The sequence below is a fragment of the Sphingobium sp. FW306-1B-F04DB genome (assembly GCF_058781925.1).
Map to the genome: position 1 here is coordinate 1 of NZ_JBYSXE010000060.1, position 23905 is coordinate 23905.

A 23905-nucleotide genomic window follows, 5' to 3' on the forward strand; every position below is an offset into this window, starting at 1 on the left:
TTGTCGATCGCCATATCGATGGTCCTTTCTTATCCATCTATATGACCTCGCGCACAAAATTCCTGACAGTTCCCTTGATGGCTCTCTATGCTCACTATGGAAACCAGCCAAATGGCTAATCAATGTCAAAAACCTTTGAGGGGCTTTGGATCCCGTTAGAAATACTTCTCGGCAAATCGTTTACTGCCATTCAGAAAATCGTCCTCGCTGAGGTATTCGCCCTGCAAGGCACGAAGGGCTGTTTCGCCTCGAACGCTCATTTTGCGGCCATCACGGGCGTGCAGGAGCGAATGGTGCGAAAGCACATCAGTAAGCTCGCGGCGGATGGGTTCTTGTTGGTGGAGAACCCCACCAGCAAGCGCAGGAGGCTCTGGGTTAGCGCTGCTGTCGATGAGCAGCCGCAAGCCCGACTTCCCTCCAAGGAACGCCTCGGCGGGGAGACCGTCCAGGACAGCTCGACGCCACTCGTCGAAAATTCCGATCCGCATAATCCCGGCACACAGATACCGGGTGGTGGCGCGAATTCGTGTGTCGCAACCCGGAACCAAAGGCCCGCGCAACCCGGAACGAAGAGCGGGAACCCGGTCAACGGCGACCTGGAAACCCGGAACGAGGGTGCCACAGAGAATATAGTTAGAACACAAGAAGAGAATACAAAAGAGAACACCTGCAGCCCGCTAGCGCAGGCTGTCAGCCCCCTGACGGGGACTGACGACCCATTTTTTGATAATGACCCAACATGGCGGAGGTGGTGCAGGCATCGGCGGAACACTCGTGCTTGCGAATGGAGTGACACGTTCCATCGCACGCAGTTGTATAAACGAAGCCTTGAAGGTCACAGGCCACAGGACGTCTTGGATTGGACAATGGAGAAGGGGCCGACGTACTGGGAACCTGAGGATATCTACAACCTCAAACCGTGGCTCCGCGCGTTAGAGAAATGGCGATACGGGTAAATCGCATCAGGTCATCCAACCGCATGGGTCGGCTGAAAGCATACCTTCAGTTCGTACGACGCTGCCGGTTGGATGGCCCTCCCAACAGCGGCTCGCGCCGTTTGCCTCGGTATGTCACGCGACGTACAAATAGAGTTGCTACCGCTTAGGCATGTTGCCCCTCCCCCACGTGGTGCAGGCAAAGCCGTATCGTCGCTGAGCGGTTCCATCTGGGGTATCATGTGGGGTGGGGGCAAAATCTGAGAGGACGGTCGTGGCAAAAAATCGAACAGAAAATTTCAAAGCGGTTGCGCAGGTGCCACTTCAGCAATCAGGATAGATGCACGCAATCCCAAAGCAGTGGCCACGTCCACGAACTCTACAATATCGAGCCGCCGCTCGCCCGTTTCATAGCGCGACACGAATTGCTGATGACGGTCTAGGCGGCGGGCCAGTTCCTCTTGGCTCCAACCCAAGCGCTTTCGCTCGGCAACCAATAGGCCGATCACCTCGCGATAACGCTGATCCTGAAAGCCTTTTGCCAATCCCGCCATCCACGACACGTGAAGGCGGTGTTTCGGGACTCTTGCGTGCTACACAAAAACCGTGTGAAATTGGGTGCGTCAGGGGGAGTTTGCTTGTGTCGATAATGCGTCGTGTGTGGTGGGCGTTGAGTTTATGTGCGTTGAGTACGGGATGTACGCCTGAGGGACACTCGCCTGAAAGCGAACGATGGCAACGAGTTGAGCAAGCGTTCAGCAAGACGCCTGCCGTGAAGATTGACGAGATCAAGACAATCAATCCCGGCTCTCCGGTGAACCAGCCTGAACTTATTCCTACCATGATGCGATTTGCGGATCGGATTCCGGATGATGATGAACGCGCATTCCTTGTGTTCACAGTACGAGATGCAGGCGAATCCGTCGAGACGCAGCTGCTCCATGTACAGTGCCAGAGTCGGGCGGCCACTCGTTTTCGAGAGAATGGGCGGGTGGGCCTGAGGCTGTTGGAATCAGCGTCACTCATTTTCCCCGATGAACTGTTCGAGGCGCCGACGATCGATAAATCCCCCGCAACTGAGGACGAAATGGACCGTTATTGTCGGCGCGAATGGCCCATCGCTCCGACCAGAGCAAATTTCAGTTCCCAGCCATAGTGCTGGGTGAAATTGGCACGCAGCGCGTCTTAAAATGGAGGGCATATGCACTCGGTGGCGGCCCAAATCTGGAACGACATTGCGAAAACGCAGACGTTGAAGACGCCGCTGGCGAAGCGGCTATTCCCGCTGCCACCTGACGAAATGGAGGCTGCCATTGCACAAGAAGTGCGAGCAATTGCCGCGCGGGAGGGTGCCGACGAGCGGGTCGCCCTGGCGTATATGACAGTCGCGCCGCTTCTATGGGAACGGGAAGCGATAGCCGGATACAAGAGGAAGAATCCAGCGAAGCTGTGGAAGCTGGAAGGGGTGTTGCTGGAGGTTTTGGACGCAACTGAGGCGCTTATAATCGCGGACGGAGACTTCCGCCTGTCCGATCCTCAGAGGGAGATTCTGAGAGGACTGCTGAGCGTTATGCCAGGATTATCGACACAGGTGAGCGAGCTAGAGCCAGTCGGACCGGAGCCAGCGATAGATCCAAACGTGGCAGTGGACCTGACCGGCGGAAGCCAGACATTCCGTCCAAAAGACCCGGTGATGTTCCTCGCGATAGCGCTGAAGTCGCAAACCGAATGGATGGGCAATCCGATTTATCGCCGGCAGAAGTGGTTAGATGCTGAGGCAACATTGGCCAATTATAATCCGGCGGACTGGAGACCCTCGGTGAAGCACCTGTCTCTAGCGACAATACCCGCGGAATATGCAGAAGATTTTCGAAACCACCCAGGAAAGTTCGATCCGGATCTTGCAGTGGAAGCTACTCAGATGGCGGCCCTACAGATCAAGGCAGGCGCGCGTGGCTTCTACGCATATGTGAGGACGACGTTGGTGGACCTCGGCCTCCCGCTCAAGGCGGTAAGACCCTATCTCCGCATGTCCTATAATTCAGCACGGGAAATCCTGGACGATGAGGATCAGTACGTTTCCGATCTGGACAGCGCGGAGGAAGTGGCAATTCTAGCAAAGAGGTTGGGCGACGTATTTTGGGACGGAGCGGACAAAACCTAGGCTTCTCTCTCTCCCAGATTCAAAACGAACTGCGGGTGGTTCGCCAAGTGCCGCTACGTGGGGCCTCTAGGGTTTGCCCGTTTTTCCTGCCGCAACTTGTCTCGCCGCATGGATCACGCCCCATTCCAATCGCTCGGCCGATAGGGCAACCCACCCCATTTCCGTAGCTCGATAGGGTTGCCAATGGGGTACGGTCCCCCATCGAATACGTCAGGGCTGTTCATGGCCCTTGTCGTCCAGTTCGCTGATTCCACACTGGCGTAGATAGTTGAAGGTGGCATCATAGAACGAAGGCTGGCGGGTGGGATCGTGATCATCGCCTTGCGGCACAAAAATCACCATTCCCTGCCGCGCGCGCGTCAACAGGACGCGGTAGGAGTTTGCAATATACATTTGGCGCATGGGATCCGACACGCGTTGCCAGGCCGTCCCCCGAAACGCGAGTGTTTGCCATCCCTGAGGTCCAAACCGCCAATTGGCGTCCCAACACACGCATGACCAGTCCAGCTCAAGTCCTTGAACTTCAAATTCGCTGGCAGCGTCTTCCAGTGCGTCGGACGATCGAACGTCGTGAACAGGCGCCAGAAACCACTGCGGCGGATCGACCTTGGCTTTTACAAAGATACCCTCAGGCTTAAGCCTCAGCGCATTGGACGACGCCAACAGGCCGGAACGCTCCGGCCCCCGCCTGTGGGATCGCAACCAACGCCGCGCTGTCGACAAACTACGCGTCACGTGAATTGGGTAGTTTTCTAAATATTGGAATAGGTTACGCGCTTCACCGGCCGAACCGGCGACGAGAGCAGCAACAAACTCGGATAGCTTTTCTGCGCGAAAGGAGCGGATCGAGGTCGATAGGTGGAGTTCGGGGGCAGGTGTCGCATTTTCGATATCCCCGATTTGCGCGTCGATTGGACCATCGAACTTGTCTGAATGGTACACGTACCAGTGGGGAAATGATCGGCGCAACGCGGCAAGCCATTCCTGAAGGCCCGCTTCACCCGTGTTGATCTCTTGCCCCTCACCGACCAGGCAGATCACCGCACACCAGTCAGGATGACGGTCCATCACAGACAGCAAAAACTCCGGCTCGGAGAGCGAGAAATCCGCTCTGCCGCGCTTTTCTCTCATGAACTTGCTGGTTTGTGCCTCGCTCCAGGCCCGCTGGGCCTCATCGAACACAACCACTTTCCCCACGGGCGGGAGGTCGCTGAGCAATGCCTCGTCGCGGAAGTGATGGATGTTCTGAATGAACGCGGCCGCCTTGCGCTTCTCCTCACCGCGGGAAGTTCGCTGACCGTTTGCGGTGGCCTGGGCATGGGCATCAATTGCCAATGCCTCGCGCAACACCTCCACGAGGGGTCCATTGCCCGAAAGGAACACTGCATGCTCGTCGTCATGCGCGCGCATTCTCGAATTGGCGATATTCAACCCTGCGAGCGTCTTTCCCGATCCAGGAACGCCGCTTACGATGCAGATGGCCTTTTCGCCCCTGGCCTTGGCGCCTTCGATTATGTCAGCAATGAAATCGGCAGTACGGCTCAGGTTTTCCGCACCGGCTTCAGATCGCGATATCTCTTTGACGTCATGACCTCTGTAAAGGGCTTGTGCTGCCTCGATAATCGTGGGTGTCGGTTTATAGCGGCCCGCCTCCCAGGCGATGGGATCTAGCGCCTCCCCGCTGCATTCCTCCCCGACCCGACGCACAAGTTCGCAGAGCGTTGCGCGATTGGCCTTCAGCGGCTTGCAAAGCCCGTCAGCATCCCAATCGATGCCGGTTGACGTGGCGGCCGGCGCGTCGGTTGCGACGAGAACGGGTATGATGCGTAATACGTGACTCGTTTCGTGGAAGTGCTTTAAGTCGAGGCCATAGCCATAGACTTGATCCAGCGCGTGACGGTCATACGTGGACCCGCCCACCTTATATTCCAGGACAAAGACCAGCCCGTGGTAGAGGATCACCACGTCGGCTCGACGTCCCATCCGCGGTATCATGAACTCGAAAAATATATGTGCGTCGTCCAGCTCGTTGGCGATGCCCTTTATGTGGTCGATCTCAGCAAGCCATGCGTCGCGTTGCATGGGATCCACGGCAAAGGGTAGTCGAGCGGTCAATGCCCCCAGGATCTGATCGCGCGGCGTGCTGGCTATGGCTGCGGCTCGTACGTCGAAATAGGACCGCTTATGCAAGTTTGAGTCGCTTGCTGTTGTTGATGGGATGGTTGAGGTTTGGGCTGTGTCCAACATGGTTGCATGCGTGTTAGCACGACATTGGCTGCAGCCAATCATTTGCTGATGGACATTGCTAGCACGTCAACTTGATCGTCGAATGAGGGGCAACCCCGTCACGGAACACCCCTCATTTGGCGGGTTATGAGCCTATGCCAATCCAGCTTTTGCCCTTCAGCTTTTCAACCAGTGCTAAGGGACGAAGGTGCGTGTAACGGAACAGCATTCGCGGATCACGATGCCCAGAAATTACTGCCACTTCGGGCAACGACAGGCCCATTTCAAAAAAGCGCGATACGGCCTCGTGGCGCAGATCGTGGAAATGCAAATTATCGAGGTCAGCACGTTTGACGGCCCGCACCCAAGCTAGCTTCAACGCGTTTGCGGAAATTGGAAAAACTGGACCGAACGATCTTGCGCGCCTCTGTAGGATCTCCAGTGCCGCGTCCGTGAGTGGTATAGTCCGGGGCTTGCCCGTCTTGGTCTGCGGAATGTGAATTATACGCTGCGTCAGATCGACATCGCGCCAGACCATGGCAAGAATTTCGCCTCGTCGCATCGCACTCTCGATGGCAAAATGCACGACGTCTCTCACCACCGGATTGCGACATTGCGAGATGGCGGCGTCCAGCCGCTCAATCTCTCCCGGGATTAGGCGGCGGTCGCGAGCGTTGTTTAAAGCCGGCTGTCGCACAGCCTTCACGGGATTGCTTGGTATGCGAAAGCCCCACTCTTTGCGCGCAACCTCTAGCGCGTGCGAGATAATTGCTAGTTCGCGTCGGACTGTGGCGGGCTTCACCGTCGTGAGCCGCCGATCGCGATACTGAGACAAGATTGTGCCGTCGAGCTTGCCTAGATCGCATTTGGCGATGGGATCGCACTGTAGTTGCTTCAGCCGTTGCGTTTCGGTGAAGGCGCTGCGCTTGGTCGGCGTCACATCAGTCAGATATCGACCAATGATATCACTAAGCGTTGTGGCGGCTAATAGGCGACGGGGAGTAGGCGGCTCAGCCCGTTCGATGCGCGCTTCTTCACTGACGGCCCAAGCCTTTGCATCGACTTGCGATTTAAACATTCTGCTTTGCGGTGGCTCGCCTTTCCGGCGTACCTGCACCAACCAACGATGACCGCGCTTTGTAATAGATGCCATTGAATTGCTCCGTGTGACTAAATTGTGACCGGAGCGATGACGAAGCTGTTGCTTGAAAGATTCCCTTGAAAATATCTTTGTTTTTCAAGGATTTAATGGTGCCGCTTACAGGACTCGAACCTGTGACCCCCGCATTACGAATGCGATGCTCTACCAACTGAGCTAAAGCGGCGCTCGGCCCGTATCGGGCGTCGGAGCGCGAGCGCTTACCAGCGCATCGCGCTTTGTACAAGCGGGCATAGGCAAAGAAAATCGGGGGCGCAACTTAACCCCGTATCAACCATGTCGTTGCACAATAATAGCCATTCGGCGGCTGCCGTGGGGGCTTGAATGGACAGTTTGCGCGGTTTGGGCGGGGAAGAGGCGATCGTCTATCATGACGAATCGGATCACTCCGGCGTGGAAACCCCGGTCGCGATCGGTAGCGACGAGCGCCGCATGCACGTGCGCGCCTATAACCACTGGGCCTCGCTGCTGGCGGGACGTGCCTATCCCTCGATCGAGGATCTCGAGCCCGATGCGGTCGAGGATTTCGGTCCCAACAGCGTTCTGCTCGACTTCACTGCGGGGGCCGAGAACCCCTCGATCGCCTGGCTCGGCGCGCTGCTGCGTCGCGAGTGCGCGCTCGACGAGGGTGTCGTTTCGGTCGCCGAGGTGCCCAGCCGCTCGCTGCTGTCGCGGCTCACCGACCATTATCTGCAGATCATCGCCAACCGTGCGCCGATTGGCTTCGAGGCCGAATTCGTCAGCCAGGCGGGCGTCAACACGCTCTATCGCGGCATCCTGATGCCCTATTCGTCGGACGGCGACACGATCGACTTCATCTATGGCGTGATCAACTGGAAGGAGCGGGCCGACCCGGCGCTCGAGGCCGGGCTGGCGCTCGAGGTCGAACAGGCGATGCTGAGCGCGCCCGGCACCGCGGCGCGCGCGTCTATATGGGATGAAGGCGCGCGGGAGATCGACGATGCGAGCGACGAGGACGATGTGCTCGACCTCGAAACCCCGCTGGTCGCCGAGGATGCGGGGCTCGCCGATCTGCTCGATGCCGCGCGTCAGGGTGCCGACGCCGTCCGCGTCGCCGACGGGCGGAGCCGCGCCGCGCTCTATCGGGCGCTGTCGCTGGCCTATGATTTCGCGCTCGTCGCCGCCGCGCGGCCCGAGGAATATGCCGAGCTGCTCGAGGATTCGGGGCTGAAGGCACAGGATCGCGCGCCGATGACGCCGATCGTGAAGCTCGTCTTCGGCGTCGATTACGACAAGACGCGGCTGACCGAATTCGCCGCGGCTCTCGCGCACGCCCAGCGTCAGGGGCTTGGCGTTGGAGAGTTGCGCGACTTCCTCGAACGCTTCGCGGGCGGGCTCAAGGGCGCGGTCAAGGCCGAGCGCGCGCAGCGCGCGCCTGCCCCGCGGCCGCCGCGCACCGATATTGCCGCCGACCAGCTCCGCCGCATGGCGCCACAGGCGATCATCGAGCTCGATTCGGGTGAGGGCGAGTTCGTCGTCCTCGTCGCGCGCCGCGTCAGCCAGCGCGGGCTTGCCGTGCTCGGCGCCGTACTGGACGATGCGCTGATCGAGCGGGCCATGCTGAAAGCGGCCAAATAACTGCCCAAACGGGTTGAGTTTGCCCGCGGGCAGGCGTAGTTCCGCCTTATAATAATATTGCGCGGCCCCGTTTCGAGGGCCCGCGGTTTGCAGGCGGAGATAGATGGCGGACTTGAGCGATTCGCAACCCGAGGCGCGTGCGAAGGCATTTTGCGCCCCGATTTCAGCGGCCCTGGTCGAAGGGGCGTTGCCCGGAGAGATTCACGACTTCGGCAAGAAGGCGCGAGAGGAGGCCGCCGCCTTCATTGCCGAGACCGCATTCATGCGGCGGCAGGACACCCCCGTCATCAATCTTGAATCGATCGGCACCGACGACGATAGCGGCCTGCGCCGCATGCGCCTCGCGGTGATCAACCGCGACAAGCCCTTCCTCGTCGATTCGGTCGCGGCCACCATTGCCGCGCACGGCCTCGCGATCGATCGGGTGCTCCATCCCGTCGTGCCCGTTGCACGCGACAAGGACGGCGCACTGCTGGCGATCGGCAAGACGGCGGGCGCCGATGCCGAGCCGGAATCGATGATCTATATGGAGATCGAGCGCGCCGACGCGAAGGATCGGCGTGCGCTGGTCACCGCGATCCGCAGCACGCTGGGCGATGTCCGCGCCGCGGTGCGCGACTGGCCAAAGATGCAGGCGGTGCTGCGCGCCGACGCCGAATCGCTCGGCGACAGCGAGGGCGGGGCGCTGCTCAACTGGTTCCTCGACGGCAATCTGACACAGCTTGGTCATGAGGTGCGGCTGCGCGACGGCACGACCGAGTCGGCATTGGGCATCGCGTCGACCGCGGGCGAGGATACGCCCACGCTCGCCGACTCCTCGCGCGAACTCGCTTTCAAATGGTTCGAGACCAAGGGCAATCAGGCTCCGCTGATGCTCAAGTCGAACCGCCTCGCGACCGTGCATCGCCGTGTCCCGATGGACCTGCTGATCGTGCCCGTCACGAAGGGCGGCAAGATCACGGCGCTTTCGATCCATAGCGGGCTGTGGACCAGCGCCGCGCTCGCCGCATCGCCCGGCAAGGTGCCCGTGCTGCGCGCCGGGCTCGCCCAGATACGGGAGAAATACGGCTTCAGCGCGAGCGGCCATGCGGGCAAGGCGCTCGCGCACGCACTGTCCGAGCTGCCGCACGACCTGCTGATCGGCTTCAAGCCCGACGCGCTCGAGGAAACCGCGCTCACCGCGATGTCGCTCGCCGATCGGCCGCGCCCCGCGATGATGCTACACCGGAGCCCGCTCGGCCGGCATCTGTTCGTGCTCGTCTGGCTCCCGCGCGACGAGGTCTCGACCGGCCGGCGCTCAGCGATCGGCGAGATGCTCAAGCGCGCGTCCAGGGGCGAGATCATCAACTGGGCGCTCGAACTCGACGACAGCGAGGTCGCGCTGCTGCGCTATACGCTCGACCTGCGCGACGGCGGGCAGGTGCCCGACAGCGCCGCGCTCAACCACGAGCTCGTCCAGATGGTGCGCGGCTGGGTGCCCGGCGTCGAGGCCGCGCTCGCCGAGCTTGGCGAAGGGCAGCGCGCGCCGCGGCTTGCGATCCGCTACGCCAACTTCTTCCCGCAGGCCTATCGCGCGGCCTATGGCGCGGGCGAGGCGGCGTCCGACATTCTGCGGCTGCGCGACCTGTCGAGCGAAGGGCATCGCGGTGCGCGCCTGTTCCACCGCGAGTCCGACGGTGAGCACAAGCTGCGGCTCAAGGTCTATCATCTCGGCGGCGCGATCCCGCTGTCGGACATCGTGCCTTCGCTCGAGAATTTCGGCTTCCGCGTGCTCGAGGAACTGCCGACCGCGCTCGACGGCGGTTTCGGCTATGTCCATGACCTGCTGCTCGAGGCGGCGGGCGACACCACCGCGAACGACATGCTCGCGCGCGCCGAGGTGATCGAGGGCGCGATCGCGGCGGTGCTCGAGGGGCGTGCCGAGAACGACGCGTTCAACCAGCTGATCGGTTCGGTCGCGCTCGACCCGCCCGCGGTCGTGCTGTTCCGCGCCTGGTTCCGCTATCTCAGGCAGACGGGCATGTCCTACGGGCTCGACACCGTCGCGGGTGCGCTGCGCCGCGCGCCCGTGGTGGCAAAGCAGATCATCGCGCTCTTCCACGGGCTCCATGACCCTGCGCAGGCAAGCGAAGCCGCGGCCGGGCTCGCCAATGACGCCATCGACGCCGCGCTGGCCAAGGTCGCGGCGATCGACGACGATCGCATCCTGCGCCGTATCCGCGGGCTGGTGACCGCGACGCTCAGGACCAACTTCTTTGCACCCGCCGCCGAGGAAGCGCTCGCATTCAAGCTCGACAGCGGCGTCGTGCCCAACCTGCCCGCGCCGCGCCCCTGGCGCGAGATCTGGGTCTATAGCCCGCGCGTCGAGGGCATCCACCTGCGCGGGGGCCCGATCGCACGCGGCGGCCTGCGTTGGTCCGACCGGCGCGACGACTTCCGCACCGAGATCCTCGGGCTGATGAAGGCGCAGCTCGTCAAGAACGCGGTGATCGTGCCGAACGGCGCGAAGGGCGGCTTCTATCCCAAGCAGCTGCCGTCGCCGCTCACCCATCGCGACGCCTGGCTGGCCGAAGGTACCGAAAGCTATCGCATCTTCATCCGCTCGCTGCTGTCGGTCACCGACAACATCGTCGAGGACAAGGTGGTCCATCCCGAAAAGGTCGTCATCCGCGACGGCGAGGACCCCTATTTCGTGGTCGCCGCCGACAAGGGCACCGCGACCTTCTCCGACGTCGCCAATGCGATCGCGCTCGATCGCAATTTCTGGCTGGGCGATGCGTTCGCGAGCGGTGGCTCGCAGGGCTATGACCACAAGGGTATGGGCATCACCGCCAAGGGCGCCTGGGTCTCGGTCCAGCGCCATTTCGCGGAGATGGGGATCGACGTCCAGAAGGACGTCATCACCGTCGCGGGCTGCGGCGACATGTCGGGCGACGTGTTCGGCAACGGCATGCTGCTGTCGAAGACGCTCAAGGTCGTCGCGGCATTCGACCATCGCCACATCTTCCTCGATCCCGAGCCCGATCCCGCCAAGAGCTGGAAGGAGCGCGAGCGCCTCTTCAGGCTGCCGCGCTCGTCCTGGGCCGATTATGACGAAAAGCTGATCTCCAAGGGCGGCGGCGTGTTCCCGCGCACGCAAAAGGAAATCCCGATCTCGAGGCAGGTCGCAGCGATGCTCGGCATCGACGCAAAGACGCTCGACCCGTCGTCGCTGATCTCGGCGATCCTCAAGGCGCGCGTCGACCTGATGTGGTTCGGCGGCATCGGCACCTACATCAAGGCGCGCGACGAGAATAATGCCGAGGTCGGCGATCCCGCCAACGACGCGCACCGCGTCAATGGCGAGGAAGTGGGCGCGCGCGTGGTGGGCGAGGGCGCCAATCTCGGCGTGACGCAGGCGGGCCGCATCGCCTTTGCCGAGAAGGGCGGGCGTATCAACACCGACTTCATCGACAATTCGGCGGGCGTCGACTGCTCGGATAACGAGGTCAACATCAAGATCCCGCTCAACCGCGAGATGCGCGAGGGCCGTCTGAAGTTCGAGGACCGCAACACGCTGCTCGCGAGCATGACCGACGACGTCGCCGCGCTCGTGCTCGAGGACAATCGCCTCCAGACGCTCGCGCTTTCGCTCGCCGAACGCGGCGGTGCGGGTGCGCTGCCCGCGCAGGTCCGTGTCATCGAGATCATGGAGGCCTCGGGCCGCATCGACCGTGCGGTCGAAGGGCTCGAAAGCTCGGATGATCTGCTGCGCCGCGCGCAGGACCAGCAGGGGCTGACCCGCCCCGAGCTCGCGATCATCCTGTCGCACGGCAAGCTCGCGCTGCAGGATGCGATCGAGCATGCGCCGATCACCGCGGACCCCGCGCTGACGCCGCTGCTTCACGCCTATTTCCCCAAGGCGATGCAGAAGCGCTTCACCGCCGCGATCGACGCGCACCGGCTGCGGCCGCAGATCATCGCGACCAAGATGGCCAACCGCGTCGTCAACCGTCTCGGCCTCGTCGCGCCCTTCGAGCTCGCAGAGGAAGAGGGGGTCGCGTTCGCGGAGGTCGCGTCGGCCTATTTCGCGGCGGACATGATCTTCGGGCTCGAGGACATGATGGAGACGATCGAACAGGCCGCGCTCGGCGAGGACGGTCGCCTGGCGCTGTTCGATCTCGCCGCCGCCGCGGCGCGGCTCCATGTCGCCGATCTGCTGCGCGTCATGGACGCGGGGACGCGCCCGGGCGATGTCGCGGCACGGCTCCGTCCGGGGATCAAGCGGCTCGATCAGGCGCGCGAGAAACTGCTCAAGACCGAGGCACGGACGCAGGCGAGCACGCTGCGTGCGCTCGTCGAAAGCCACGGTGCGCCCGCTGCGCTTGCCGATCGCATCGTCCGGCTCGACGAGCTCGACGGCGCGGTGGGCATCGCGGATCTGTGCGAGACGCGCGGCTTCGACGCGATCATCGCGACCCAGGCCTATGTCCGGCTCGGCGAGGCGCTCGGCGTGGACTGGGCCAAGTCCACCGCGCTGCGTTGTGTCGCTGGCGACCAGTGGGAGCGGCTCCTGATCGCAGGTCTCAGCAGCGATTTCGAGCAGCTGCGCTTCGACTTCCTCGGCCGGATCGAGGGCAATGACCCACTGGGGGCGGTGGAGGCATGGCTCGCTGCCAATGCCCCGCGCGTTGCGCAGTTCCGGGGACTCGTCGATCGCGCTCGCACCAGCGCGGTGCCGACGCCCGCGATGCTCGCACAGATCGGCGGACAGGCGCGGACGCTGCTGTCGCGCTGACACGATCGGTACCCCGTCGCGCTGTCCAGTTTTGAGCGACAGCGCGACGGGGCTACCGGGTCTCAGCTTGTCAGGCGGTCTCGGTGGTCGTGCGCATGCGGGCGGCCTGACGCGCCGCCAGGTCCGAGCACCAGCTGCGGGCGCGCCACCACATGATGACACCCGTGATCGCGAGCGCCGCGGGGAGCAGGCCGCCGAGGAAGATGATAACCTGCCACACGATGCCCATGTCGGTGCCGTCGTGGATCTTGCGCATCGTCCGCGCGATACCGCCATCACCCTGAGGCTTCCGGCTCGCCTTGGCCGCGCCCGTTGCGTCGTCGACCTTGATCTCCAGCGGGGACTTTCCGTCACGCGCCAGCGCGACTGTCCATTCCGCCTTGAGGTCGGTCGGCCAGTTGAGCGAGACGAGCGTACCTGCGCCGGCCGTGCGCGCCGCCGCAAGCGCCGCGTCGGGCCCTTGTACCGGGATCTCGATCGGGCGCGCGCGCATCCGTGCCTGTGGTGGGGGCCCTGACTGCTCGGTCTTGGCGCCGCTCAGCTTGGCGAAAAAGGGCGGGAAGGAAATCCAGACGCCCGTCAGCGACAGCACGAACAGTGGCAGCGCGATCCAGAAGCCCATCTGGTGGTGAAGGTTGGTGTCGAAATTATTGTGGCGGCGCCACCGCAGCCCGCGCACCGAGCGACCGACGGTGGGCCACCACAGCCACAGCCCGCTGATCGAGGAGAGGAGCATCGCGACGCCGATCCAGCCGACGATCTGGCGTCCCATGCCCGGGATCATCAAGCTGCCGTGGAGGACATGGAGCACGCGCACCAGCCCCTGGCTGCTGTCCGCCTTGTCGAGCACGCGCGCGGTCGGCGGATCGAGCCAGACCATGGTTCGAACCGGGCGGCCCCCGGCACCCGACTTCGGCGGCTGCGCGGCGGTGACGACTACCGGCCCTTCGCCCTCGGGCATGCGGATGCCGCTGATCCGTTCGCCCGACGCCAGCGCCGCGTGCGCCGCGGCGGCATAGGCGGAAGGCTGCAGCACCGTCGCGCCGCTGACATCATAGCGCGCGGGATTGACCGCTTCGTCAAGCGCATCATGCCAGACCAGCGCGGCACCCGTCACCGAGATCGGCAGGATCGCGATCGCGAGCAGCAGCCCGATCCATTTGTGGACCTGAAACCAGAGTTTGCGCAGCGTTATTCGGCCCGGCATTGCCATATGCGTCTCCCCTTTTGGCAGAGAAGCGCCGATGACATGACAGCTATTGCAAGTCAATCGCAATTGCTGTCAGGCGTCGGTCCACCGCCGCAGCAGGTTGTGATAGACGCCGGTGAGCTGGATGATCGCCGCGTCGTCCTGGCCGCGATCGATCGCGATGGTCTGAAGCGCGGTGTCGAGCTCGAACAGCGTGCGGCGCGCCTCGCCGTCGCGCACCATCGACTGGATCCAGAAGAAGCTCGCGATGCGTCGCCCGCGCGTCACCGACTCTACCTTGTGCAGGCTCGACGCGGGATAGAGGATCATGTGCCCCGCGGGCAGCTTCACCGCCTGCGCGCCGAACTGATCCTCGACGACGAGCTCCCCGCCGTCATAGGCATCGGGATCTTCCAGGAAGAGCGTCGCCGACAAATCGCTGCGGATGCGGAAATCGCTGCCGCGCTGGATGCGCACCGCATTGTCGACATGCACGCCGAACGCCTGCCCGCCCGCATAGGAATTGAACAGTGGCGGAAAGATCTTGAGCGGTAGCGCGGCCGCGATGAACAGCGGCGTCCGTCCCAGTGCCTCGAGAACGATCGCGCCCGCCTCGCGTGCCGCAGCGCTGTCCTCGGGCAGCTGCAGGTTGCGCTTGGCGAGCGCCGACTGATGTCCCGAGGTGGCATTGCCGTCGATCCAGTCCGCGGCATCGATCAGCGCGCGGACCTTCGCGAGCCGCTCGGCGTCGAGCACGTCGGGGATCTGGATCATCATGGCGTTCGGTCCGTGTTAACAAAGATCCTCCCCAAGCTCGGCTTGGGGAGGGGGACCGGACGAAGTCCGGTGGAGGGGCAAGGCGCTGATCCAAACCCCTCCACCATGCTTCGCATGGTCCCCCTCCCCGAGCAAGCTCGGGGAGGATTTGGTAGTAAATGGCCGACGGGGAGGGGCGCGCGCCGGCCATCCCCCTAAGGATCAGAAGCTGTAGAACAGGCTCAGCACCGCCGACCGGTCCTCACCGGGCGCCGCCCAGCCTCCGGTGATCACGCCGTTGTTGGGCGTGGCGCCGGTCAGCGCGGTACCGATATTGTTGCGGATGCCGGTGAAGTACCGCTCATTGGTGAAGTTGGTGACATTCAGCTGCGCGGTCAGTCCGTTGGTGAAGGCATAGGACAGGAAGGCGCGGTGGGTCAGATAGTCGTCCGAGCGGAACTGATGCTGGTTGAGCAGCGTGCTCTGGTTGAGCGCGAAGCTGCCCTGATAGGTCAGGCCGTAACCGATCTCGAGCCCGAAGGGCAGCTTGTAGGTCGTGAACAGGCTGCCCGAATGCTTGGGCGTCTGGATCAGCTGGTCGCCGCGCTGCGGGTCGGCAATGACGATCAACCCTGGCGCGGCGCCGGTCGGAAAACTGGCAGGATTGCTGTTGAGGCACGGCACGCTTGGCGCGGCGAGGCATGCGTCCGAAACGCTCTGCAACACCTTGCTGTCGAGATAGGTGTAGTTGGCGAAGATCGTCCATTCGGGCGTGATATTGCCCGCGGCCCCAAGCGCCAGGCCGTTCACCCGCGAGCGGCCGTCGAGCACCTGGAGGCCCGCAGGTTGCAACGGGTCGTTGGAGGGCACGCGGAAATTGCTGCGCTCGTTGCGGAACAGCGCGGCGGTCAGCTGGAGCTTGCGGTCGATCACATCGGCCTTCACGCCGATCTCGTAGTTGCGCGCCTTTTCGGGGGCGACGGCGCACGGATCGGCGCCGTTAGGCAGGGTCGGCACGCCGCAGCCCGCGCGGACCGTGGCTGAAGATGGCGTCTTGGCATTGGCATAGGCCGCATAGAGACTGATATTCTCGACGGGCTTGAACACCGCGCCGAAGCGGTAGGAGAACAGGTCCTCGTCGCTCACCTGGTTCGGGCCGCGCGTATAGACGCTGCCCGTCGCGGGCGTGGTCACCGTGTCGATGCGGAAGATGTTGCGCGCATTTTCATAGCGCAGTGCCGCGTTCAATTCGAACATCTCGTTGATCTCGAGCGTGTCGAAGGCATAGATCGCCCGGTTGCGCGTGTCGCCGTACGAATTGCCAGTCCGGATGTAGTTCACCGGTCCTGTCCAGACCGTGTCGGGGTTGGACAGGCTGATCGGCGGCAGCACCGGATTGGGCAGCGCCCCGCCGGGATTGCGCAGCAGCTGCGCATTTTCGATCTCGTAATCCTCCTGCGTATAGGACGCGCCGATCACCAGCGTGTTGCGCACGCCACCTTTATCGCCCGAGACGATGCGCAGGTCGGTCTGGTTGTGGAGCAGCTGGTTAAGCTGGTCGCGCACCAGGCCGCGCGGACCCGAAGGCTGGTAGAAGCCCGGTGCGAGACCCGCCGGGCAGGCGAGGCCCGTCATTGCCGATCCGCTCGCGCCCACCGGCTGCAACCCCGTGGTCGACAGGCAGAAGGTGCCCTGCGGCGCGCTCGTCTGGCTGTACTGGCCGACGCGCTGCCAGCGCGTCAGGTTGCGCACCGAGACGGCGTCGCTGAACTCGTGACGGAAGGTTGCGGTCAGGCGGTCGACCGTGATCTCCTGCTCGTCGAGATTGACGATGCCGAAATAGTCGCTGTCGTTGACCTCCTCGAGCGGGCCGTCATTCACCAGGCTCTTGAAATAGGGAACGCCATAGACCGGCGTATTGTCGTCGCGCTGGTGGACATAGGCGAGCGTCAGGCTGGTCGGTCCATCTATCCCGATCGTGATCGACGGCGCGACACCCCAGCGCTTCAACTCCTCGACGTCGCGGCCGGGAACGTCGTTGCGGTGCACCATCGCGTTCAGCCGCACCGCGATCAGGTCGTTGACGCGCAGATTGCTGTCCACCGTCGCGCGGTAATAATTGTCGGTGCCGATCGCCGCCTGCAGGATCGTCAGGTCTTCGGGCTGGGGCACCTTGGTGACGAGGTTGATCGTGCCGCCGACCGAGCCCGATCCGTTGAAGGCCGAATTGGCGCCGTTATAGACCTCGATCTGCTGCAGGTTGAACGGATCGGTGCGGCTGTACTGCGCGCTGTCGCGCACGCCGTCCTGCGTCAGGTCGTTGTTCGCGGAATAACCGCGCAGGTTGATGCTGTCGCCATAACCGCCGCCGCCTTCCCCCGCGCCAAAGGTGATGCCGGGGATCGTGGTCAGCGCATCGCGCAAGGTCAGCAGGTTCTGCTTCCTCAGCGTCTGGTCCGAAATCACCGTGATCGTCTGCGGGGTGTCGAGCAGCGGCGCGGTCGCCTTGGGCGATTCCACCTCCGCGCCCGGCTCGCCCGTCACGATGATCATGCGCTGTTCATTGGGATCGGCGGGCGCATCCGCAGGGGCGTCTGCGGCCAGCGCGGGGGCGGTGGAAAGGAAGCCGACGCAGCTCAGCGCAAGAAAGGTGGCGCGGGACGACGATTCGATGGACACGGCAGGAAACCCCTTTTTGTTATGGGGTCGCTGCTATTGAGAACAACTCGCAATGTCAACGCTATTGCGAGGCGTTCTTAACATTGTCGCAAATTATCCCAGCGCCTCGACCATCTCCGCGAGTTCCAGCCAGCGTTCCTCGGCGGCGTCGCGTTCGGCGCGCGCGGTCTCGATAGACCTGGTCAGTTGCTCGAAACGGCCCGGATTGTTCGTATACAAGTCGGGATCGGTGAGCGCTGCTTCGTCGCGCGCGATCGCTGCCTCGATCTCCTCGATGCGATGGGGCAACAGGTCGAAATCGCGTTGGTCTTTGTACGACAGCTTGGTCCGCTGCTGGGGCTTGGGCGATTCGTTGGCGGTCGCCGATTTGTTCGCGGTTTTCCTGGCCTCCGGGCGCGCGACTCGCTTGCGTTCCCAGTCGGCATAGCCGCCCGCCACCACATCGACCTTGCCCGATCCATCGAGTCCCAAGGTCACCGTCACCGTGCGGTCGAGAAAGTCGCGATCGTGGCTGACGATCAGCACGGTGCCGTCATAGTCGGCGATCACCTCCTGCAGCAGATCGAGCGTCTCGAGGTCGAGGTCGTTGGTCGGCTCGTCGAGCACCAGCAGGTTGGATCGCCGCGCGAATTCGCGCGCGAGCAGCAGCCGCGAGCGCTCGCCGCCCGAAAGCGTAGCAATCTTCGCATCGCTCAGCGAGGGTTCGAACAGGAACTCCTTGAGATAGCCCTGGATGTGCTTCTTGACCCCGCGCACCTCGATCCAGTCGCCGCCCTCGGCGAGCACGTCCCGCACCCGCTTTTCGGGCGCCATCAAGCTGCGCTGCTGGTCGATGATCACGCCGTCGAGCGTCTTGGCGAGCGTCACCTTGCCCTCGTCAGGCGCGATCTCGCCCGTCAGCAGCTTGAGCAGCGTGGTTTTTCCCGCGCCGTTCGACCCGACGATGCCGATCCGGTCGCCACGCTGCACCTTGAAGCTGAAATCCCTGATCACCGCGCGCTCGCCGAAACGCTTGGAGACATTCTCGGCGGTGATCACGCTCTTGGTGCGCACATCATCGCTTTCGATCGCGAGCTTGGCAGCCCCTTGTGGCCCGATCATCGCGGCGCGCTGGGCGCGCATCTTGTGCAGCGCCTCGAGCCGGCCCTGGTTGCGCTTGCGCCGCGCCGTCACGCCGCGCGCGAGCCAGTGGAGCTCGAGCTTCAGCTTGGCGTCGAGTTTCTCGGCCGCACGTTCCTCCTCGGCATAGACTTTCTCGGTCCACGCATCGAAGCCGCCAAAGCCGATCTCGCTGCGGCGGATATTGCCGCGATCGAGCCACAAGGTCTGCCGCGTCAACCGCGTCAGGAAGGTGCGGTCGTGGCTGATCGCGATGAACGCACCGCTATAGCGCCCCAGCCAGTTCTCGAGCCAGTCGATCGCCGCGAGGTCGAGATGGTTGGTGGGCTCGTCGAGCAGCAGCACGTCGGGCTTCATCGCCAGCGCGCGCGCGATCGCGGCGCGGCGGCGCTCGCCCCCCGAGGCGGTCGCCGCCTCGCGCGACAGGTCGATGCCGATCTGGTGCGCGATGGCCTCCACCTCGTGGCGTTCGGGCGCGTTGGCGCCCGAAGTCGCAAAATCGAGAAGCGTGGCATGCCCGGCCATTACGGGCTCCTGTTCGAGCAGCACGACATTGGTGCCCGGCACGATCGTGCGGCGGCCCTCGTCGCAGTCGATCGCGCCCGCGATCAGCTTGAGCAGCGTCGTCTTGCCCGCGCCGTTGCGCCCGATCAGCGCGAGCCGGTCGCGTTCGCCGATGAACAGGTCGAGCCCGCGGAACAGCCAGCCGCTCCCCTGGATGAGGCCGAGATTTTCATAGGCGAGGACGGGCGCGGACATGATGATTTCTCTGAATGCTGTGGATGACGGCCGGATGAAGCGGCTATTCATGGCCTATTCAACGCTTTCACCCTATGCCACAAGCCCATGACGACGATGAAACGCCTCTTTTCCCCGCTTGCCGCGGCCCTTGGCTCAATTCTGCTGATGGGCGGCGCGCCCGCCGATGCGCGCCGCGCCGATCAGGACATGGCCTATGAGGCGCGCCAGAAGGGGCAGGTGATGTCGCTGCGCCAGATCGAGGCACGGGTGCTTCCCTCAGCCCGCGGTGCGGAGTATCTGGGTCCCGAGTTCGATCGCGCGCGTTCGGTCTATCGTCTGAAGTTCCGGCGCGATGTCCAGGTCTTCTGGGTCGACGTCGACGCGCGTAATGGTCAGGTCATCGGCCGTTCGGGCCGCTGAGGCATCCAGCCCGCAGCAATGCGCAATACGGGCCGCCTCGCCGGCCCCGGAACAATGAAGGGGAATGCATGCGCGTTTTGATCGTTGAGGACGAACCGAGCCTCGGCCAGCAGCTCCGCCAGACGCTCGAAGGCGTTGGCTATGCCGTCGACCTCGCCACCGATGGCGAGGATGGCCATTTCCTCGGCTCGACCGAAAATTACGACGCGGTCGTCCTCGACCTCGGCCTGCCCGAGATCGACGGCCTCACCGTGCTCGACCGTTGGCGCAAGGAGGGCAAGGTAATGCCCGTACTCGTGCTCACCGCGCGCGACAGCTGGTCGGACAAGGTCGCCGGGCTCGATGCGGGCGCCGACGACTATCTCGCCAAGCCCTTTCAGTCCGAGGAACTGATCGCGCGGCTGCGCGCGCTGATCCGCCGCGCCTCGGGCAATGCCTCGTCCGAACTCATCGCGGGCGATGTCCGGCTCGATACGCGCTCGGGCAAGGTCACGCTCGCGGGCACGCCCGTCAAGCTGACCGCGCAGGAATACAAGCTGCTGAGCTATCTGCTCCATCACAAGGGCAAGGTGGTGAGCCGCACCGAGTTGATCGAGCATATCTACGATCAGGATTTCGACCGCGATTCGAACACGATCGAGGTGTTCGTCACGCGCATCCGCAAGAAGCTCGGCCCCGATGTGATCACCACGATCCGCGGACTCGGCTACAGCCTCGACGAACCGGCCTGATCGTCGCGCCGCGCGGCGTGATTTCCCGGCACGATGACCGAGGCCCTCCCGATCCCCGAGACGCACCCGCGCAGGCACCGCAGCACCGGGTCGCTCACGCGCCGCATGATCACGATCGCGGCACTGTGGATCCTGCTGCTGCTCGTCGGCGGCGGCCTCGCGCTCGATCGCGTGCTGACCAGCGCGATCACGCGCAACTTCGACGCGCAGCTCGAATATGTGCTGCGTTCTATGATCGCCTCGGCCGAAATTGGGCCCGAGGGAGAGGTGCGCTTCAGCCGCGCGCTCGCCGATCAGCGCTTTCTCGAGCCCAATTCGGGGCTCTACTGGCAGGTGACGGGGCCGGGCTACGAACCCTTCCCCTCGCGCTCGCTCTGGGACCGGCGGTTGCAGACGGGCGCACGGCATACCGACACCAACATCCATGCCTATGACAGCCGCCAATTTCCCGACGAGGGGCTGCGCGTGCTCGAACGCGATATCCGCCTGCCCGATTCGTCCGTGCTGTGGCGCTTCCAGGTCGCCGAGAGCCGCGTCGGGCTTGACGAGCAGATCGCCGTGCTTCGCCGCACGCTGGTGCGCAGCTTCGCGCTGCTCGGGCTCGGGCTGATCGTCCTCGCCGCGCTCCAGACCCTCTATGGGCTCTGGCCGCTCAACCGTATCCGCGAGGCGATCGGCGAGATGCGCGCGGGGCGCGCCAATCGCGTCGAGGCCGCGATGCCCAACGAGGTGCAGCCGATGGTCGAGGAGCTGAACGGCCTGCTCGAGCACAACGAGAAACAGGCCGAAGAGGCGCGGCGCCATGCGGGCAACCTCGCGCACGCGCTCAAGACCCCGCTCACCGTCATCATGAACGCCGCGACCGCGCAGGCGCCCGATCTCGCCGACACCGTGATCCGCGAGGCGGCGACGATGCGCCGGCAGGTCGACCACCATCTCGCGCGCGCGCGCGCGGTCGGCCGTCGCGGCCATGCACATAGCCGCGCCGAGGTTTGGCCGAGCCTCGAATCGGTCGAGCGCGCGGTCGGTCGGCTCTATCCGCATGTCCGTTTCGACATGGACGGGCCGCGCGACCTGGCGGTCCATGTCGAGCATCAGGATCTTGACGAGATGCTCGGCAACCTGATTGAAAATGCGGCCAAATATGGCGGAGGCAGCGTGTTCGTGACGATCGCGCGCGCCGACGCTTTCGTCGAGATGCTCGTAGAGGATGACGGGCCCGGCATTCCCGCGGAGGAACGTCAGCGGATCTTCGATCGCGGGGTACGGCTCGACACCGGCAAGCCCGGCACCGGGCTCGGGCTCGCCATCGTGCGCGACGTCGCCGAAATCTACGGCGGCAGTGTCGTGCTCGAGGAGAGCGAGGATCTGGGCGGCCTGCTCGCACGGCTCCGCCTGCCAGTCGCGGTATGACCGCGGCGATCCGGCGGTTCGCGCACGAAGATGTGCGCGCCGCGCATGCGCTCCAGTGTCGCGTCTATCCCGACGCCCTGCATGATTCTCCCGCGGCCTTCGAAAGCCGCCTCGTCTTTGCCGACGGACTCAGCCTCGTCGCCGGGATCGAAGGCGCACTCGCCGGCTATATCCTTGCGCATCCCTGGCATCCGGGATCGCCGCCGCCCGTCGATACGGTGCTGGCCGCGCCCGGCCCGCCGCATCTCGTTCACTATATCCATGATCTGACGGTGGCGCCCGAGGCGCGCGGCACCGGGCTGTCGGCGCGGCTCGTCGCGGCGAGCACCGCGCGCGCGGTCGAACTCGGCCTGGCGCGTTCGGAACTCGTCGCGGTCGGCGGTGCTTCGGTCTTCTGGGGACGACTCGGCTTTGCGCCCGCGACGCCTGATCCGGTACTGCGCAAAAAGCTGCGTGGCTACGGCGCCGATGCGGTATTCATGGCGCGCTGACCCGCAGGCTTCAGCTGCGCAGCCGCTCGTGGTGGCGGATCACCTCGTCGATGATGAAGCGCAGGAACTTCTCGGAAAATTCGGGGTCGAGATTGGCGTCCTGCGCGAGCTTGCGCAGCCGGGCGATCTGGCGCTCCTCGCGGCCGGGATCGGCGGGAGGCAGCCCGTTCTCGGCCTTGTAGCGGCCCACCGCCTGCGTCACCTTGAAGCGTTCGGCGAGCATGAAGACGAGCGCCGCATCGATATTGTCGATGCTCTCGCGGTAACGCTTCAGCCGGTCGTCGCTCATCCCTGTCTCCCTGCGGTGCGCGCTTTTCGCGGCATGTGCGGGGGAAAGCAAGGCCATATCGCTTGCATAACGCGGTGCTTGGGGCCAGAGCCGCAATGTCATGACCGCAACGATTCACCGCCTGAACCCGTCGGGCCGCGCGCCCTCGCTCGAACCGATGATGGCGCTCGTCGCCAACGACATGAACCAGGTCAACAGCGTGATCCTCGCGCGGATGCAGTCGGACATCCCGCTGATCCCCGAGCTTGCCGGCCATCTGATCGCGGGCGGCGGCAAGCGGATGCGGCCGATGCTGATGCTCGCCTGCGCGCGGATGCTCGACTATACGGGCACGCGTCAGCACAAGCTCGCCGCCTCGGTCGAATTCATCCACACCGCGACGCTGCTCCACGACGATGTCGTCGACAAGTCCGATCTGCGCCGCGGCCGCCGCACCGCAAACCTGATCTGGGGCAATCCCGCAAGCGTGCTCGTCGGCGATTTCCTGTTCAGCCGCTCGTTCGAGCTGATGGTCGAGGACGGCAGCCTCAAGGCGCTGCGTATCCTGTCCAACGCGTCAGCCGTGATCGCCGAGGGCGAGGTCAACCAGCTCACCGCGCAGCGTCAGGTCGAGACGACCGAGGACCGCTATCTCGAGATCATCGGCGCCAAGACCGCCGCGCTCTTCGCCGCCGCCTGCCGCATCGCCGCGGTGGTCGCCGAGCGTCCTGAGGCCGAGGAACTGGCACTCGACGCCTATGGCCGAAATCTCGGCATCGCCTTCCAGCTCGTCGACGATGCGATCGACTATGCCTCCGACGCCGAGACGATGGGCAAGGGCGTGGGCGACGATTTCCGCGACGGCAAGGTGACGTTGCCCGTCATTCTCGCCTATGCGCGCGGCAGCGCCGAGGACCGCACCTTCTGGCGCGATGCGATGCACGGCCACCGCGTCAGCGACGCCGATCTCGCGCATGCCAAGGCGCTGCTCGATCAGACCAATGCGATCGCCGACACGCTCGAGCGCGCGCGCCATTACGGCCAGCGCGCGATCGACGCGCTCGGCAATTTCGGCAGCAGCCAGGCCAAGTCGGCGCTCGTCGAAGCCGTCGAATTCGCGATCGCGCGGGCATATTGATGTTTAGCCCCTCCCCTTCAGGGGAGGATGAGCAGGTGCGGATGCCCCCCGGGCATCCGCAGCCATGCCGGGGGCATGGCGGGCCTGCTCATGGGTGGGG

The 23905-nt window shown here is 64.0% G+C and carries 18 protein-coding genes and 1 tRNA gene; 9 read left to right on the top strand and 10 right to left on the bottom strand.

From position 1 onward, the window contains the following. Positions 1 to 155: 155 nt before the first annotated feature. Together AC3WJD_RS19250 and AC3WJD_RS19255 are read right to left on the bottom strand one after the other, a co-directional pair. The gene (locus tag AC3WJD_RS19250) at positions 156 to 404 is read right to left on the bottom strand and encodes a hypothetical protein (protein ID WP_492748366.1); all 249 of its coding nucleotides are present in this window, start codon (positions 402 to 404) and stop codon (positions 156 to 158) included. Positions 405 to 1234: 830 nt separating this feature from the next. Then, positions 1235 to 1489, bottom strand: a complete 255-nt coding sequence (locus AC3WJD_RS19255; RefSeq protein WP_492748367.1) for a helix-turn-helix domain-containing protein — start codon at positions 1487 to 1489, stop codon at positions 1235 to 1237. A gap of 218 nt (positions 1490 to 1707) precedes the next feature. On the opposite strand from AC3WJD_RS19255, the gene AC3WJD_RS19260 reads away from it, so the two are divergent. Then, on the top strand, positions 1708 to 2091 hold the full coding sequence (locus tag AC3WJD_RS19260; protein WP_492748368.1) for a hypothetical protein: 384 nt from the start codon (positions 1708 to 1710) through the stop codon (positions 2089 to 2091). A gap of 45 nt (positions 2092 to 2136) precedes the next feature. Further along, complete coding sequence (locus AC3WJD_RS19265; protein ID WP_492748369.1) at positions 2137 to 3099, top strand: hypothetical protein; 963 nt, start codon at positions 2137 to 2139, stop codon at positions 3097 to 3099. Between the two features lie 210 nt (positions 3100 to 3309). On the opposite strand, the gene AC3WJD_RS19270 is transcribed toward AC3WJD_RS19265, so the two are convergent. The 3 genes from AC3WJD_RS19270 to AC3WJD_RS19280 form a co-directional block, all read right to left on the bottom strand. Continuing rightward, entirely contained in the window at positions 3310 to 5181 is a 1872-nt protein-coding gene (locus AC3WJD_RS19270) for a DUF2075 domain-containing protein (protein WP_492748370.1), read from the bottom strand. A 289-nt stretch (positions 5182 to 5470) separates the two neighbouring features. After that, on the bottom strand, positions 5471 to 6478 hold the full coding sequence (locus AC3WJD_RS19275; RefSeq protein WP_492748371.1) for a site-specific integrase: 1008 nt from the start codon (positions 6476 to 6478) through the stop codon (positions 5471 to 5473). Between the two features lie 96 nt (positions 6479 to 6574). Then, a tRNA-Thr gene (locus tag AC3WJD_RS19280) sits at positions 6575 to 6650 on the bottom strand. A gap of 158 nt (positions 6651 to 6808) precedes the next feature. Between AC3WJD_RS19280 and AC3WJD_RS19285 the strand changes: the two genes are divergently transcribed. Next, entirely contained in the window at positions 6809 to 8083 is a 1275-nt protein-coding gene (locus tag AC3WJD_RS19285) for a PAS domain-containing protein (protein ID WP_492748372.1), read from the top strand. 103 nt (positions 8084 to 8186) lie between these two features. After that, positions 8187 to 12860, top strand: a complete 4674-nt coding sequence (locus AC3WJD_RS19290) for an NAD-glutamate dehydrogenase (protein WP_492748373.1) — start codon at positions 8187 to 8189, stop codon at positions 12858 to 12860. A gap of 70 nt (positions 12861 to 12930) precedes the next feature. Here AC3WJD_RS19290 and AC3WJD_RS19295 read toward each other — a convergent pair whose 3' ends face one another. The 4 genes from AC3WJD_RS19295 to AC3WJD_RS19310 all read right to left on the bottom strand — a co-directional run bounded on the left by AC3WJD_RS19295 (position 12931) and on the right by AC3WJD_RS19310 (position 19362). Further along, complete coding sequence (locus AC3WJD_RS19295; protein ID WP_492748374.1) at positions 12931 to 14073, bottom strand: PepSY-associated TM helix domain-containing protein; 1143 nt, start codon at positions 14071 to 14073, stop codon at positions 12931 to 12933. Between the two features lie 69 nt (positions 14074 to 14142). Beyond that, positions 14143 to 14826, bottom strand: coding sequence for a Fe2+-dependent dioxygenase (locus AC3WJD_RS19300; protein WP_492748375.1), 684 nt, complete (start codon positions 14824 to 14826; stop codon positions 14143 to 14145). A gap of 201 nt (positions 14827 to 15027) precedes the next feature. After that, complete coding sequence (locus AC3WJD_RS19305) at positions 15028 to 17484, bottom strand: TonB-dependent receptor (RefSeq protein ID WP_492748376.1); 2457 nt, start codon at positions 17482 to 17484, stop codon at positions 15028 to 15030. 93 nt (positions 17485 to 17577) lie between these two features. Continuing rightward, entirely contained in the window at positions 17578 to 19362 is a 1785-nt protein-coding gene (locus AC3WJD_RS19310; protein WP_492748377.1) for an ABC-F family ATP-binding cassette domain-containing protein, read from the bottom strand. 87 nt (positions 19363 to 19449) lie between these two features. Between AC3WJD_RS19310 and AC3WJD_RS19315 the strand changes: the two genes are divergently transcribed. From AC3WJD_RS19315 to AC3WJD_RS19330, 4 genes are all read left to right on the top strand, one after another. After that, positions 19450 to 19764 (top strand): PepSY domain-containing protein, encoded by a 315-nt coding sequence (locus AC3WJD_RS19315; protein ID WP_492748378.1) that lies wholly within the window; start codon positions 19450 to 19452, stop codon positions 19762 to 19764. A gap of 68 nt (positions 19765 to 19832) precedes the next feature. Next, positions 19833 to 20495, top strand: coding sequence for a response regulator transcription factor (locus tag AC3WJD_RS19320; RefSeq protein WP_492748379.1), 663 nt, complete (start codon positions 19833 to 19835; stop codon positions 20493 to 20495). Between the two features lie 33 nt (positions 20496 to 20528). Then, positions 20529 to 21908, top strand: a complete 1380-nt coding sequence (locus tag AC3WJD_RS19325) for a sensor histidine kinase (protein WP_492748380.1) — start codon at positions 20529 to 20531, stop codon at positions 21906 to 21908. Continuing rightward, positions 21905 to 22399, top strand: a complete 495-nt coding sequence (locus AC3WJD_RS19330) for a GNAT family N-acetyltransferase (RefSeq protein WP_492748381.1) — start codon at positions 21905 to 21907, stop codon at positions 22397 to 22399. Before AC3WJD_RS19325 ends, AC3WJD_RS19330 begins: the two co-directional genes overlap by 4 nt. Positions 22400 to 22409: 10 nt before the next feature. Here the strand turns inward: AC3WJD_RS19330 and AC3WJD_RS19335 are convergent, their stop codons facing one another. Continuing rightward, positions 22410 to 22688 (bottom strand): chorismate mutase, encoded by a 279-nt coding sequence (locus AC3WJD_RS19335; RefSeq protein ID WP_492748383.1) that lies wholly within the window; start codon positions 22686 to 22688, stop codon positions 22410 to 22412. Positions 22689 to 22788: 100 nt separating this feature from the next. Between AC3WJD_RS19335 and AC3WJD_RS19340 the strand changes: the two genes are divergently transcribed. After that, positions 22789 to 23805 carry a polyprenyl synthetase family protein gene (locus AC3WJD_RS19340; RefSeq protein ID WP_492748384.1) on the top strand — a complete coding sequence of 339 codons (1017 nt, stop codon included), beginning with the start codon at positions 22789 to 22791 and terminating at the stop codon, positions 23803 to 23805. Positions 23806 to 23905 lie beyond the last annotated feature (100 nt).

Bases quoted from the DNA above. Each gene is read 5' to 3' on its own strand.
- AC3WJD_RS19340 (WP_492748384.1), top strand. From the start codon at position 22,789: ATGACCGCAACGATTCACCGCCTGAACCCGTCGGGCCGCGCGCCCTCG.
- AC3WJD_RS19330 (WP_492748381.1), top strand. From the start codon at position 21,905: ATGACCGCGGCGATCCGGCGGTTCGCGCACGAAGATGTGCGCGCCGCG.
- AC3WJD_RS19300 (WP_492748375.1), bottom strand. From the start codon at position 14,826: ATGATGATCCAGATCCCCGACGTGCTCGACGCCGAGCGGCTCGCGAAG.
- AC3WJD_RS19285 (WP_492748372.1), top strand. From the start codon at position 6,809: ATGGACAGTTTGCGCGGTTTGGGCGGGGAAGAGGCGATCGTCTATCAT.
- AC3WJD_RS19275 (WP_492748371.1), bottom strand. From the start codon at position 6,478: ATGGCATCTATTACAAAGCGCGGTCATCGTTGGTTGGTGCAGGTACGC.
- AC3WJD_RS19320 (WP_492748379.1), top strand. From the start codon at position 19,833: ATGCGCGTTTTGATCGTTGAGGACGAACCGAGCCTCGGCCAGCAGCTC.
- AC3WJD_RS19270 (WP_492748370.1), bottom strand. From the start codon at position 5,181: ATGCAACGCGACGCATGGCTTGCTGAGATCGACCACATAAAGGGCATC.
- AC3WJD_RS19335 (WP_492748383.1), bottom strand. From the start codon at position 22,688: ATGAGCGACGACCGGCTGAAGCGTTACCGCGAGAGCATCGACAATATC.
- AC3WJD_RS19295 (WP_492748374.1), bottom strand. From the start codon at position 14,073: ATGGCAATGCCGGGCCGAATAACGCTGCGCAAACTCTGGTTTCAGGTC.
- AC3WJD_RS19255 (WP_492748367.1), bottom strand. From the start codon at position 1,489: ATGGCGGGATTGGCAAAAGGCTTTCAGGATCAGCGTTATCGCGAGGTG.
- AC3WJD_RS19325 (WP_492748380.1), top strand. From the start codon at position 20,529: ATGACCGAGGCCCTCCCGATCCCCGAGACGCACCCGCGCAGGCACCGC.
- AC3WJD_RS19315 (WP_492748378.1), top strand. From the start codon at position 19,450: ATGACGACGATGAAACGCCTCTTTTCCCCGCTTGCCGCGGCCCTTGGC.
- AC3WJD_RS19310 (WP_492748377.1), bottom strand. From the start codon at position 19,362: ATGTCCGCGCCCGTCCTCGCCTATGAAAATCTCGGCCTCATCCAGGGG.
- AC3WJD_RS19265 (WP_492748369.1), top strand. From the start codon at position 2,137: ATGCACTCGGTGGCGGCCCAAATCTGGAACGACATTGCGAAAACGCAG.
- AC3WJD_RS19290 (WP_492748373.1), top strand. From the start codon at position 8,187: ATGGCGGACTTGAGCGATTCGCAACCCGAGGCGCGTGCGAAGGCATTT.